Annotated in this window: 10 protein-coding genes; 4 read left to right on the top strand and 6 right to left on the bottom strand. The window is 58.8% G+C overall.

The genetic code is table 11. From position 1 onward, the window contains the following. The first annotated feature begins 88 nt into the window (after nt 1-88). Nucleotides 89-931: a metal-dependent hydrolase gene (locus A6D6_RS01110; protein ID WP_159659685.1), complete on the top strand. Its 843-nt coding sequence runs from the start codon at nt 89-91 to the stop codon at nt 929-931. 255 nt (nt 932-1,186) lie between these two features. Here the strand turns inward: A6D6_RS01110 and A6D6_RS01105 are convergent, their stop codons facing one another. Then, a complete protein-coding gene (locus A6D6_RS01105) occupies nt 1,187-3,073 on the bottom strand; it encodes a sigma-54-dependent Fis family transcriptional regulator (protein ID WP_080531786.1) in 1,887 nt (628 codons plus the stop codon). A gap of 282 nt (nt 3,074-3,355) precedes the next feature. Here A6D6_RS01105 and A6D6_RS01100 point away from each other — a divergent pair, with 282 nt between their 5' ends. The 3 genes from A6D6_RS01100 to A6D6_RS01090 all read left to right on the top strand — a co-directional run bounded on the left by A6D6_RS01100 (nt 3,356) and on the right by A6D6_RS01090 (nt 8,039). Further along, nucleotides 3,356-4,279, top strand: coding sequence for a transporter (locus A6D6_RS01100; RefSeq protein WP_097058881.1), 924 nt, complete (start codon nt 3,356-3,358; stop codon nt 4,277-4,279). 75 nt (nt 4,280-4,354) lie between these two features. Then, the gene (locus tag A6D6_RS01095) at nt 4,355-6,451 is read left to right on the top strand and encodes a PQQ-dependent dehydrogenase, methanol/ethanol family (protein ID WP_159659684.1); all 2,097 of its coding nucleotides are present in this window, start codon (nt 4,355-4,357) and stop codon (nt 6,449-6,451) included. Nucleotides 6,452-6,524: 73 nt separating this feature from the next. Further along, complete coding sequence (locus A6D6_RS01090) at nt 6,525-8,039, top strand: aldehyde dehydrogenase family protein (RefSeq protein WP_179746621.1); 1,515 nt, start codon at nt 6,525-6,527, stop codon at nt 8,037-8,039. A gap of 138 nt (nt 8,040-8,177) precedes the next feature. Here the strand turns inward: A6D6_RS01090 and A6D6_RS01085 are convergent, their stop codons facing one another. Genes A6D6_RS01085 through A6D6_RS01065 form a run of 5 tightly spaced genes read right to left on the bottom strand, consistent with a single transcriptional unit; the run spans nt 8,178 to nt 12,216 of the window. After that, entirely contained in the window at nt 8,178-9,059 is an 882-nt protein-coding gene (locus A6D6_RS01085; RefSeq protein ID WP_041717175.1) for a PDZ domain-containing protein, read from the bottom strand. A 44-nt stretch (nt 9,060-9,103) separates the two neighbouring features. Beyond that, entirely contained in the window at nt 9,104-9,922 is an 819-nt protein-coding gene (locus A6D6_RS01080) for a hypothetical protein (RefSeq protein ID WP_159659683.1), read from the bottom strand. Then, nucleotides 9,919-10,377: a putative periplasmic lipoprotein gene (locus A6D6_RS01075; protein WP_051015562.1), complete on the bottom strand. Its 459-nt coding sequence runs from the start codon at nt 10,375-10,377 to the stop codon at nt 9,919-9,921. Before A6D6_RS01075 ends, A6D6_RS01080 begins: the two co-directional genes overlap by 4 nt. Continuing rightward, nucleotides 10,374-11,561, bottom strand: a complete 1,188-nt coding sequence (locus tag A6D6_RS01070) for a COG3014 family protein (protein ID WP_236563932.1) — start codon at nt 11,559-11,561, stop codon at nt 10,374-10,376. The genes A6D6_RS01075 and A6D6_RS01070 overlap by 4 nt, the downstream gene beginning before the upstream one ends. A gap of 25 nt (nt 11,562-11,586) precedes the next feature. Continuing rightward, nucleotides 11,587-12,216, bottom strand: coding sequence for an LpoB-related protein (locus tag A6D6_RS01065; protein WP_014996696.1), 630 nt, complete (start codon nt 12,214-12,216; stop codon nt 11,587-11,589). Nucleotides 12,217-12,407 lie beyond the last annotated feature (191 nt).

Below are 12,407 nucleotides of genomic sequence, written 5' to 3'. Positions count from 1 at the left end.
GACATAACCCTGCTGTTAGAAGTGCCTTGCTGATGGCCGGGCCAACTGTATCATCGAGTGATGTAACATTCATTAGAGGTACGTGATTATGGCCATCTCAATTCTGCCGACGCGCCGCAACCTGCGTTTCAAGCTGGATCCGGCGAAGGCCCTCACTTGGCATCGTGACGGCCTCAATGTCAGCCAGTTTCTTAATACCATGAGCCTGTTTTTTCCGGTCGGCGAACGCTTTTTCATAGACAGCGTCCGTAATTACCGGGAGCTGGTTCAGGATCCCGAGCTGAAAAAGGCGGTTACCGCCTTTATCGGCCAGGAAGCCATGCATGGCCGTGAACATGATGAGTACAACGATCATGTGGCCAACGCCGGCGTTCCCCTGAAAGCCCAGGAGCGACTGGTCGAAGCGCTGCTCAAGCAAATCCAGAAGCGCACGCCTCAGTCCTTCCAACTGGCCGGCACCGTGGCCCTGGAACACCTTACCGCGATTCTCGCCGACGGGCTGCTCAGCCTGCCGGAAATCATGGAGGGTGCGGACGACGGCTACAAGGCTATTTGGAATTGGCATGCCCTGGAAGAAACCGAGCACAAAGCAGTGGCCTTTGACGTCTATCAGCTGGCCGTGGGTACCGACGATCGTCTGTCCGCCTACGCTCTGCGGACCTCCACCCTGGTGATCTCCACCGCTGTGTTCTTTGCCCTGTTCCTGCCGTTCTACGCGCATAATGTACGCGTTACCGGCGGTCTGTTCGACGCCAAAGGCTGGCGCTCGGTGCTGCGTCACAGTCTGGGCAAGAAAGGCATCTTCCGCTATACCGCCAAGGCCTGGCTGGACTGGTTCAAACCGGGTTTCCACCCGTGGGACCACGACAACCGGCAGTATCTGGAGCAGTTCGAGGCATTGCTCGGCGACGTTCTTACCGACGCTGCCTGATCCAATCCCCTTTTGGCCGCCTCCCGGCGGCCCTGCCTTGTGCCGGCCTGCGCCGGCTTTTTTATATGGCCACTGTCCAGAGCGGTCCCCTTCCAGTCCGGGCCGATTCGCTGGCCAGCCTGCTTCCCACAGCGGCTTCGTAGCCATTCTGTGGGAAGCAGGCTTGCCAACCAATACTGAGCAAGCTCATACCCGGAGGCCTTGTTCCTGTCAGCCTCTGTATCAACAACAGGCTGGATTTACATCCGTCCTCGCTCAATCCAGGCCGAACTGCCGCATTTTCCGATATAGCGTCGCCCGGGCGATGCCGAGGTCCTTCGCGGCGGCGGAAACATTGCCTTTGTGTCGCGCCAGCGCCACTCGCACCGTTTCACATTCCGCCTGTTGCAAGGTCCCCGAAGGCCGCGTCGATGAGGACGCGGCCAGCGATCGAAGCGAAGCCGGCAAATGCTCCACCGTTACAATACCGTCCTCCGACAACGCCACCGCCAATCTCAGCGCCTGTTGCAGTTCACGGATATTGCCCGGCCAGCAATGCCCCCGCAGCGCTCGCCAAGCTGCCTCGGACAACACCGGCGGCTCTTCCCCCCGTGCTTCCCCGGCCAGCAAGTGCCGCACCAGGTCATCGAAATCCTGGCGCTGACGCAGCGGCGGCAGCGGCATTTGCAACCCGTTAATGCGATACAACAGGTCTTCACGGAACAGCCCTTCCGCCACCCTTTGTTCCAGGTCCCGGTGGGTGGCGCAAATCAATGAACATTGCACCGCGGTGCCACGGGTAGCCCCCAACCGGGTGACCTCCCGTTCCTGCAATACCCGCAAAAGACGCGCCTGCAACTCCAGTGGCATATCACCAATTTCATCCAGGAACAGCGTGCCACCGTCGGCCTGTTCGAACTTACCCGGCATGCCCCCCTTGCGTGCACCGGTGAAAGCGCCGCCCTCGTAACCAAACAGCTCGGATTCAATCAAACCCGCCGGAATCGACGAGCAGTTCACCGCCACAAAGGGCCCCTCGGCACGGGGCCCGGAACGATGCAGCCACCGCGCCATCACCTCTTTGCCGGTGCCGGTCTCGCCGCGCAACAGAACCGGCAGATCATGGTGGAAAGCCCGCTGGGCCTGGCGCAACAAGCCGTTAACCCCGGGATCATCGTGGAAAGGCGCTTGCGGGTCAGGCTGTCCCACCGGCGTCGGACCCGACGGAGAAAAGCCGCTAAAGCGCGGCGATGGCCGCCCCTCCAACCGGCAAAACAATTGCAAGCCGCCATGACAGGACAGAGCCACCGGCGTATTCCCGGCGGTCCAGACGCGCTCCATACTCCCCTCGAATAGCGTCTCGAAACACAGCCGGCCGCCACCTTCCCCCATGGGGAGATCAAGCATCTGGCGGGCCACCGGGTTGGCGCCCAGCAGACAGCCGTCGCCGTCAAAGTGCAACAGCCCGCGCATCGGTGAATCGGTCAGTTCCGGGCGATAATGAATCGCCAGCCGTAACTCGCCACCAATACGCCGCATCATGCGGTTTTCAATCGCCCGCACGGCCAGCGCCACCGGCTCCAGAATGCCAATGCGGTGGCCGCCATGGCGCCGGGACGCATCCAACACCGCCACCAGTTCACCATAAGGGTCCCGGACCGGCACGGCGGCACAGGCAAACACACGGGCCTCATCGAGAAAATGCTCGCTGCCGCATACCACCGAGGGGCGCCCCTCCGCGAGAGCGCATCCCGGACCATTGGTGCCGGCCACGGATTCATTCAAATTGACACCAACGCGCAGCGCCGGAGCGAGGTCGCGACAGGCCGGGTTTTCGTTACCCAGGGCATGAATCACCACGCCCCCTGCCTCGATACAGGCCAAGATCCAGTTGGCGCGGCCCAATGAATGAAACAACAGTTCCATTTCCGGCGCCACGTCATCCAATAACAGATGATGATGCTCGCCAATGCGGCGCACGTCGGTGCGGGACACGACGTTAAAGATGACCCGATCATCGGGACACAGTCCATGATGACGTGAGCGCTGCCAGGAGCGCACCACCGAATCGTCCAGTAGCTGGGGGGGCACATCCCGGCCTTCCTCGAACAATCGCCTGGCTTTTTTAACACGGTGATCGAAGTCGAACGGGTTAATTTGCATAGCGCTCTCCGGAATCCTGTTTTGTTGTTATACAGCCGGTACTCACCACTGTTTCAAAACGATACACCCATCTATCCGGCAACGAACTCAGGGTCTGCTTCAGGGTCTCTCAAACACCTGACAATCCACAGTATTTTTTAATTTTTCCCAAAAAAACAAGTATGGCACGCCCTCTGCAATACAACAACGAGGTGGCTGTTCGCGAGGGTGACAGTCCGCCTTTGAGGACTTCTATTTTTTGCGACGCTTTCTATCGAATAACAGAAACAAGGAACCGATTTCATGAACGACGACAAGAATGTAAAAGCGGCTTCCCGAAAACCCATCATACCGAAGAAAAAGACCGCCCTGTCACTGCTGGTCGGCGCGCTCTCGGTAGCGGCGGGCCAGAGCCACGCCGTGGACGTGGACGCCGGCGACTACACCGCCTTGCCCGCGGGTACCAATCTGGCCATGGTCTATTACCAGTACGCCGATCGCGACCGCCTCTACAGTGACGGCGACCGCGTACCCATTGATGCCGGACTCGAGTCCCATGTTGGCATTTTACGCGGCGTTCATTTCACGAAAATTGGCGATTACATCGTTGACCCCCAGTTCCTGCTTCCCTTCGGCCACCTGGAAGGGAAGGACGACACCAAGTCACTGGGCGATGCCGATGGTCTCGGCGATTTGATTCTCGCCGCCACGGTCTGGTTGGTGAACAAACCTGAAACCAATACCTACTTTGGTATTACGCCTTTTGTTTATGTGCCTACTGGCACCTATGACCACGACGACGCGCTTAACCTTGGCGAGAACCGATGGAAGTTCGCTCTGCAGGCGGGCTATATCACCGGCCTCACCGAGAAGGTGTTCCTCGACATCGCCGCCGATGTCACCGTGCACGGAAAAAATGATGATTTTGGAGCAAACAAGGACACACTGAAGCAAGACCCCCTGTTCCAGGTCCAGACCTTCCTGCGCTATCAGCTACGTGAAAATCTGGATTTACGTGCCGGGCTTTCCCACACCTTCGGCGGGGAAACCGAAATCAACGGTACCGACCAGGATGATCGTTCCAGAACCACCAAGATGACCATTGGCAGTGGCTGGTTCGTCACGCCTTCCGTGCAGCTACTGGCGAATTATGGGCGCGATCTTTCCGTTGAAAATGGTTTCAAGGAAAACAATCGTTTCAACCTGAGAATTCTCAAGGCATTCTGATCAGTAGCGTCACCGGTGCTCCGGCACCGGTGCGTTCACAGGCAGCGTGATAAAAACGAAAAGGAGCACCTGAAAATGAATTTGATGCTTGCATCCCGGAGGGCGTCCATACCCTCCCTGTTACTACTGTCGTCCCTGTTTGCCACGACGCCGGTTCTGGCTGACCAGGCCGGACCGGACGAGGCCTCCATAGTCGCCAACCGCGACAGTGGCAAGGACTGGCCCAGCCATGGTTTTGATTACGCCGGTACCCGCTTCAGCCCACTTACGCAGATCACCAGCAAGAACGTGGATGAGCTCGGCCTGGCCTGGTCCTACGATCTGAACTCCACGCGCGGCATTGAAGCCACGCCGATCGTGGTGGATGGCACCATGTACGTAACCGCCTCCTGGAGTGTGGTGCACGCTCTTGACGCCAAGACTGGCAAACGTCTGTGGAGCTATGATCCGGAAGTGCCCCGCGAGAAAGCGTACCAGGCCTGCTGCGATGTGGTGAACCGCGGCGTCGCCGTTTACAAGGGCAAGGTTTTCGTCGGCTCACTGGACGGGCGACTGGTGGCACTGGACGCCAACAGCGGCAAGAAGCTTTGGGAAAAAGACACCATCATTGACCGCTCCCGGCCCTATACCGTTACCGGGGCACCGCGCGTCTTTCGCGGCAATGTGATCATCGGCAACGGCGGCGCGGAGTTCGGTGTTCGCGGTTACATCACCGCCTACGATGCCGAGACGGGTAAGCAAAAATGGCGTTGGTTCACCGTGCCCGGTGACCCGGCCAAGCCGTATGAAAACGAAGCCATGGCCAAAGCGGCGAAGACCTGGGACCCCAAGGGTAAGTATTGGGAGTCTGGCGGTGGCGGCACGGTATGGAATTCCATGGTGTTCGACCCGGAATTGAACCTGATGTACATCGGTACCGGTAACGGAAACCCCTGGGTACATCGCAAACGCAGCCCCGCCGGCGGCGACAACCTTTACCTGGCCTCCATCGTGGCGATCAATCCGGAAACCGGTGACTACGTCTGGCACTACCAGGAAACACCAGGGGACAACTGGGACTACACCTCAACCCAGGATCTTATCCTGGCCGACATTAAAATTGACGGCAAGCTGCGCAAGGTGATCATGCATGCGCCGAAGAACGGCTTCTTCTTTGTCGTGGATCGCACCAACGGCAAATTCATATCGGCGCAAAACTTTGTCGATGTGAACTGGGCCACCGGCTATGACAAGAACGGTCGGCCAATCGAGATCGCCGAAGCCCGCTCCGAGGACAAACCCTTTGACGCTATCCCCGGCCCCTTCGGCGGACACAATTGGCATTCCATGTCCTACAGCCCGAAAACCGGACTGGCTTATTTTCCGGCGCAGAATATCCCGCTGAATCTGATGGAAGATAAAAACTGGAAGGAGCACGGCAGCAACAAACCGGGACAACCAATGAGCGGCATCGGCTGGAATACCGGCATGTTGATCAATGCCGAGACACCTTCCAGCAAACCGTTCGGCCGGCTGCTGGCCTGGGATCCGGTCAAGCAGCAGGAGCGCTGGCGTTATGAACATGTGGCGCCCTGGAACGGCGGTACGCTGTCCACCGCCGGAAACCTGGTGTTCCAGGGCACCGCTGACGCCAGGCTGATGGCGTTCGACGCCGGCAGCGGCGATGTACTGTGGCAGTCCCCCATGGGTACCGGCGTAATTGCCGCGCCAATCAGCTACCAGGTGGACGGCGAGCAGTACATCACCATCGCCGCTGGCTGGGGCGGGGTATTCGGCCAGACTCAGCGCGCTTCGGAGACGACGACACCGGGTACCGTTTATACCTTCAAATTGAATGGCAAAGCGGAGATGCCGGAGTTCACGAAACACCAGCTCGGCAATCTTCTTACCGGCGTCAAGTACGACCCGGCCCTGGTGGAAGAAGGCACTTACCTTTACGTCAGCAACTGCGTGTTCTGCCATGGCGTCCCCGGTGTCGACAAGGGTGGCAACATTCCCAATCTGGGTTATGTGGACAAGAGCTTTATTGAAAATCTCGACAAGTTCGTCTTCAACGGCCCCTTTGTGTCGCGGGGAATGCCGGACTTCACCGGCAAACTCAGCGCGGAAGACGTGGAGAAGATCAAGGCGTTCATTCAAGGAACCGCCGACGCGATAAGACCCAAGAAATAACTCGATACCACTTTTTTCAATCACTCACACAGCAACACGGCCCGGTTTATCCGGGCCACGGGGAGCTTTTGCCATGAATATGATGACGGAATTCGGTCACACCATTGAGAGTCGCACCCGGACCTTTCTGGAAGCCACCCACCATCGCATGCTGATCGGTGACCAGTGGGTGGAAGCCGTCGAAGGGCAACGTCTGGAGGTGATCAACCCGGCGGATGAAACCGTACTCGGCACCGTTCCGGCCGCCGGGCAAACCGATGTGGATCGCGCGGTACGCGCCGCCGGGCAAGCCCTTGAAAACGGCCCGTGGGGAAGAATGCGCCCCTCCGAACGCCAGAACCTGATGCTCAAACTGGCGGATTTGATCGAACGCGACGCCAAGGTGCTGGCCGAGATCGAGTCCATCGACAACGGCAAGTCCGCGCAAATCGCGCAAGCAGTGGACATCACTCTGTGTATTGAATTTTTCCGCTACATGGCCGGCTGGGCCACCAAGATCGAAGGCGCGTCGCTGGACGTTTCGGTACCGTTCGCTCCACCGGAAAGCGAATTTTTCGCCTATACCCGCCGTGAACCGGTCGGCGTGGTGGCGGCGGTGGTACCCTGGAATTTCCCGCTGCTGGTCGCCACCTGGAAGTTAGCGCCGGCATTGGCGGCCGGTTGTACCGTGGTTCTCAAACCCGCCGAGCAGACGCCGCTCACCGCACTTTATCTCGGCACGCTACTGCAGGAGGCCGGTTTCCCCGATGGTGTGGTGAACATCATCACCGGAGACGGTCCGGATGCCGGCGCTCCGTTGGTGGCTCATCCCGGGGTCAGCAAGGTGAGTTTCACTGGTTCCACCGAAGTGGGCAAGCTGATCGGCCGCGCCGCCATGGACAACATGACCCGGGTCACCCTGGAGCTTGGTGGTAAATCACCGATGATCGTACTCGACGACTGTGATCCGGCCCTGGCCGCCCAGGGCGCCGCCCAGGCGATTTTCTTCAACCACGGTCAGGTGTGCTGTGCCGGGTCACGCCTTTACGTACACAAAAAGCTGTACGACAACGTGGTGGCGGAACTCGCGGACCTGGCCAAGGCGCTGCCCATGGGGCCAGGGCTGGATCCGCAAACCCATCTCGGACCTCTGGTCTCCCGTGAACAACTGGACCGGGTGTGCGGTTATATCGACCTGGGTCGTGAACAGGGCGCGGAACTGGTGACCGGCGGCGCGCGCGCCAGTCGCAGCGGTTACTTTGTCGAGCCCACGGTATTCGCCAGTACCGATGACGATCTGCGTATCGTGCGGGAGGAGATTTTTGGTCCGGTGGTGGTGGCGCTACCGTATGAGGATCTGGACGATGTGGCCCGCCGCGCCAACGATACCCCCTACGGGCTTGGCGCCAGTATCTGGTCCAACGATCTGTCGCGAGTGCATCGTCTGGTACCGAAAATCAAAGCGGGAACGGTGTGGGTCAACTGCCACAACATGCTGGACGTCGCGGTACCGTTCGGTGGCTATAAGCTGTCCGGCTTCGGTCGTGACATGGGCCGGCAGTCCCTGGATGCGTACCTGGAAACCAAATCTGTTTTCATGGCGGTTTAGATAACCGCCGGCTCCAACGGATTGATGGTCTGGTGCCTTTCCGCCGACGTGATGCGACGTGCGTCGGCGGTTTTTTTAAAGAGAGAGCTGGTACATTCGAGCCGGCACACTCCCAACCGGAATGCAAGTTAAGAACAATTATCGCTGTCTTGCCAACGCGGGTTGCAGATCCGGATAGACATGCGAAGCGGCGTCAATCACGTCCTTGAAGTTGGCACTACCGCCATGTGTATTCACCAGCCACCGCGCCATGTCACCGACCGAGTGGAACGACTGATCCGATGTGGCACGGATGTACTCCCACCCCCCGGATGCCTTGATCGCCGCGTCACGGCCAACCGCCTTACCGCTTTTCGACCCTGCCATGCCGCCCAGAAAGCTGCCAAAAAAACCGCCCCCAGGTACATTCTCCATCAGCTTTCGCCCTGCGTAAGCCCCGGCAGCGGCGCCAACAGCGGACCCCGTGGCCTCCCCCATTTTGGTGTTGATCGCCTTATTCACCCATTCTGCAGTGACACCGTCGGAGGTATAAGGGCTGAGGTACGGCCCGGAGTTATCCGAAATCACCAGGTCGGCGATATTAACCGGGGCCGCCGTCTCACCTTGTGTATCCAACCCCTTTTGCCCTTCAAGATAGGTCAACTCGGAAGCACGGCCTTCCGGCCCTCGTATCAGGACCACTTCGCGCTCTTGTGAGTCCTGATTGTTCATCAGTTTCAGTTTTACCCGAGTATAGGGTTCGCCACGAATCACATGGATTGCCTGGTTAAGACCGTAGCCTTTCAATATGACCCATTGAGATTCCGGTGTGGGTGCCGCCGCCAGAATCAGATCTCCCAGCAGGATTTGTCCACTTTGTTCCGCCACCGAACCAGGGTTGATCCGAACCACCATCGGGTAGCCTCTGTGCTTCACCAGCCCCGCGCCAATGGCACCAGAGCCGGCTGGCGACAGTGATGATGCACAGCCCGTCAATTGAACCAGAAGCACGAACCCCAATACGTGCAGGATGGCTTTCATTCTCATGATAACGCCCTTTCAGGAAATGTTGTCGTAATCGTTTTTCAAGGCCGCATTCTTTCCATGGTCAGCAACGCTAACTCTCGGCCTATCTGGCTCAGTGATACCGGCATATCACGTTTCTGGTAGCCACTGGACGTCACCACCCAATGCGATTCCTTCTCGCTCTCTGGAGGTTCCGCCGTGGTTGAAAACGTTGTCACTACCGTGGCGTTTTCCGTGGACAGGACCCTCACCCGATACCCCGGATCACTGCCATCGCCGGCGGTTAACTCCAGGACATAGTCGGCGTATTCCGCCAGTGCGCGCATCTGCAGGCGCAACTGGTCCGGAGACAAGCGCGAGAAGGTGCCATCCTCCAAGGCATTATCGGATAGACGCCGCGCCAGTCCCTCATCCACCATGCTTGCCCCCGCCGACTGGAACGTTCCGATCAGGCCATCCCGTAAGGCGAAAGAGGTTTCCTTTTGCCGTTCACCCGGCACGCCACGGGTTTCCGATTGCACACCCGCGGCAACATTTCCCTGTTGTTGCGTCCTTTTTTTTCCGTCGCTTTGTGAAGACTTTCCGCTCATGGCCAACGTGGTCCGATGGTAGCCATACCAGTCGCTGACGCGGTCGGACAGCGCCTGGTGCCAAAGCACAGCGATACGAGGGCGATCGGGAAACCGCTCGCGGAATTGATCAACAATAGAGTCAGCATCACTGATGCGACCCGACCGCGTACTTAAGTCACTCCACCCCTGCTCCGTCAGCGGGGATCTGGCCGGGGCCATCATCGGCGCGGCGGAATGATCCTGTGCTAGCGCGGCGCCAATACCCGCCAACGCCAACATCAAGACCGTAGCCTGAACGCAGCTCATCGTGCCTGCCTCACTTCAATACGATATTGCAGCCGTTCCGTGCCCACGGATTTTTCCCGGTACACCGCGCTGGAATTAGCTGGTACCGGCAAACGTTGCCATACGGGTTTGGCATCCACCGGTATGCCTTGTTGGGAAAAAAACCGGGTTCTCGCCTCCACTACATAGTTGTGATCGGTATGATTGCGCAGCTCCAGCCAGACTTCAGAGGTCCCTGTATCCGTGTGTCCAATGCCATGCCCCGCGCTGGAAAGGCGCAACACTTTATCCGGGCCGAACAGCCCTTCGCTGAAGTTCCGGTTCAGGTCGTAGTCGGCGAAGACGACGGTATTGAAACCGGGCTCTTCAAGGCGCTGGCTCAGCTCCTTTTTACTCATCCCCGGGCTTTGACAGCCGCCCATTAAAGACAGCAAGCCCATCGCCCAAACCGCATTCATCAATCTGGTTCGCATCATGGTGAGACCCCTTCTGGTGTAGATCGGACGAAGGCAAAGCCATTGCCTTTGCCGTCGTAATGGACGGCTATGGTGGCGACTCTATCCACCATCAGCGCACCATCGGCATCCAGGAACACCATCCGCGACCCGTTGCTGACAGGATCACTTAGCACGGTGGTCAGATGAATTTGATCGGGAAGCCGACGCCAATAGCGTGTGTCCGCCCGAGTACGCGAACGAGCGGACAATCCTTGCGCCGCCACGCCGATGGCGGTGATGGTGTGAAAGCCAGCCGCCACCGCACCGCCGGCACTGGTGCTGAGCCCGGCCAGCACGCTGCTGTCGCTGACCGAGGTCAGAGCATCACCCGTGGCCTCAGCACTTTTCTTGAACTGAACCTTACCTTCGATAATGCGGTCCACGGTCCGCCCTCCCCGAGTTGATGCCTGAAAAAAAACATCCTCGATCGGGAAAAGCGACTGTGATACAGCGGCCGTTTCAAGGCGAGCACCCTGTGTCTGTATCTCACGGCCACGGCGGTAGACCAATTGATAGTGTCCAACACCGTCAGCTAACTTGCGCGGGGCACTGCCGGTTTCGGCAATGACAAGGGTGTTGTCGTCGTCATCCGGCAAGGGGCCATTCGGGCGGAGCCGCCGATACTCGGCAAAGTGCTGTTTGGCCAAACTGCCGTTACCATCCAGGCGCGCCGCCCAGCCCGCCAGGAAGATCAAGGACGCAAAGTCCGTGGCGTGCTGCTCTTCCTCGGCGAAGGCATCCTGCAATAGCCCACTCATAAAAGCCGCCCTCGCATTGCCGTAATCACCCTCACGCAGGAACAGCAAACCCCGGTAGTAGAACACCATGCTCCGCTCGTAGGGCTCGCCCTTGAATTCCTTTTCTCCTTCCTCGTACCAAAGGCTGCGCGCCCGGTGTGCGGCATCGTTGTCCGCGTATACGCTTTCGATGTTGACAATGGCCTGGTCGAACGCGGCGCGGGCCAGATCATATTCCTGCAAATGAAATGCCGCCGCGCCGATTTCCATCAAATTGAGAACCTCATTGCGGCGGCCTTCTTCAAATAGTGCGCGGTACAGCGGTCGCAATGATGGAGGCTTTTGGTCCACTACTTCCTGCTGAGCCACTGAAAGTGTTCGCGGCTGATACTGAGTGGGGCCGGTGGCGCAGCCCGCGAGAGCCATAACGGCCACACCGGCGGCCATCAGTTTAGCGATAGAGCACATTGTCCTGAGCCGCTTTGCGCATTTCGTAAGAGCCACTCCAAACGATGGTGCCCAGCTCCAGGTCCACCATTTCGAAGGTAACCTGATGGTAACGGGAGCGGGTCTGGGTATTGCGATCCATTGCGTCCAGGGAAGCGACCCGCCCGCCAAGGCGGTAATCCGCACCCGCGGTGGCCTGGGTCTTGCGGATGGTTCCTCCATCCACGGCACCATCCCGCTTCAGCGCCCGTTCCTTCTCCACCATGTCGGCATAGTGACGTCCGACAAAGATCAACCGGCCATTGGCGGCCCGGTTCAATTCCACGCGCAGGCGGTCAGTGAGAAGATTGGTATTGATGATCGACGAGCTTTCGTTGCGCATATACTCGTTGTCGATGATGATCCGTGGCGGCACGTCGCGGGCCGCAAGAATGCGGTTGGCGAGCATGTCACGCATCATCTGGTCGGTCATGGCCACCACGTCCTGTGATTCGATACCCACACCCTGTACCCGTCCGGATGTGGTTGGGTCTTCATATACGGTGGCCTGTCCGGCCACATTATCCACTTGTACTGGAGCACAGCCTTGAATTCCGGCCAGTACCGCCGCGGCAACCAAACTCTTCCGGATCATTATTGTCCGCCTCCGTATACACGGTCGGGCCGACAATCGCCTGCGGGGATAAAGCAACGCGGCGCGACGTACTTCAGAACGCTTTGGAAAAGCCGGCTCCCCAAGGACCCCCGCGGGCTCCCTCCGGCTACCGGGCAAGACTAGACAGTTTAGAGCGGCCGCACATACCCCATATGGGGTATGTGGGACGG

Origin of the sequence: Alcanivorax xiamenensis (assembly GCF_009846745.1) — a bacterium.
Lineage (GTDB): Bacteria > Pseudomonadota > Gammaproteobacteria > Pseudomonadales > Alcanivoracaceae > Alloalcanivorax > Alloalcanivorax xiamenensis.
The sequence above is the reverse complement of the archived record's forward strand: the minus strand, read 5'-3'. Positions and strand labels throughout refer to the sequence as shown.

Coding starts and splice junctions, on each gene's coding strand:
- A6D6_RS01110 (WP_159659685.1), top strand. CDS start 89: ATGGCCATCTCAATTCTGCCGACGCGCCGCAACCTGCGTTTCAAGCTG.
- A6D6_RS01105 (WP_080531786.1), bottom strand. CDS start 3,073: ATGCAAATTAACCCGTTCGACTTCGATCACCGTGTTAAAAAAGCCAGG.
- A6D6_RS01100 (WP_097058881.1), top strand. CDS start 3,356: ATGAACGACGACAAGAATGTAAAAGCGGCTTCCCGAAAACCCATCATA.
- A6D6_RS01095 (WP_159659684.1), top strand. CDS start 4,355: ATGAATTTGATGCTTGCATCCCGGAGGGCGTCCATACCCTCCCTGTTA.
- A6D6_RS01090 (WP_179746621.1), top strand. CDS start 6,525: ATGAATATGATGACGGAATTCGGTCACACCATTGAGAGTCGCACCCGG.
- A6D6_RS01085 (WP_041717175.1), bottom strand. CDS start 9,059: ATGAAAGCCATCCTGCACGTATTGGGGTTCGTGCTTCTGGTTCAATTG.
- A6D6_RS01080 (WP_159659683.1), bottom strand. CDS start 9,922: ATGAGCTGCGTTCAGGCTACGGTCTTGATGTTGGCGTTGGCGGGTATT.
- A6D6_RS01075 (WP_051015562.1), bottom strand. CDS start 10,377: ATGATGCGAACCAGATTGATGAATGCGGTTTGGGCGATGGGCTTGCTG.
- A6D6_RS01070 (WP_236563932.1), bottom strand. CDS start 11,561: ATGGCTCTCGCGGGCTGCGCCACCGGCCCCACTCAGTATCAGCCGCGA.
- A6D6_RS01065 (WP_014996696.1), bottom strand. CDS start 12,216: ATGATCCGGAAGAGTTTGGTTGCCGCGGCGGTACTGGCCGGAATTCAA.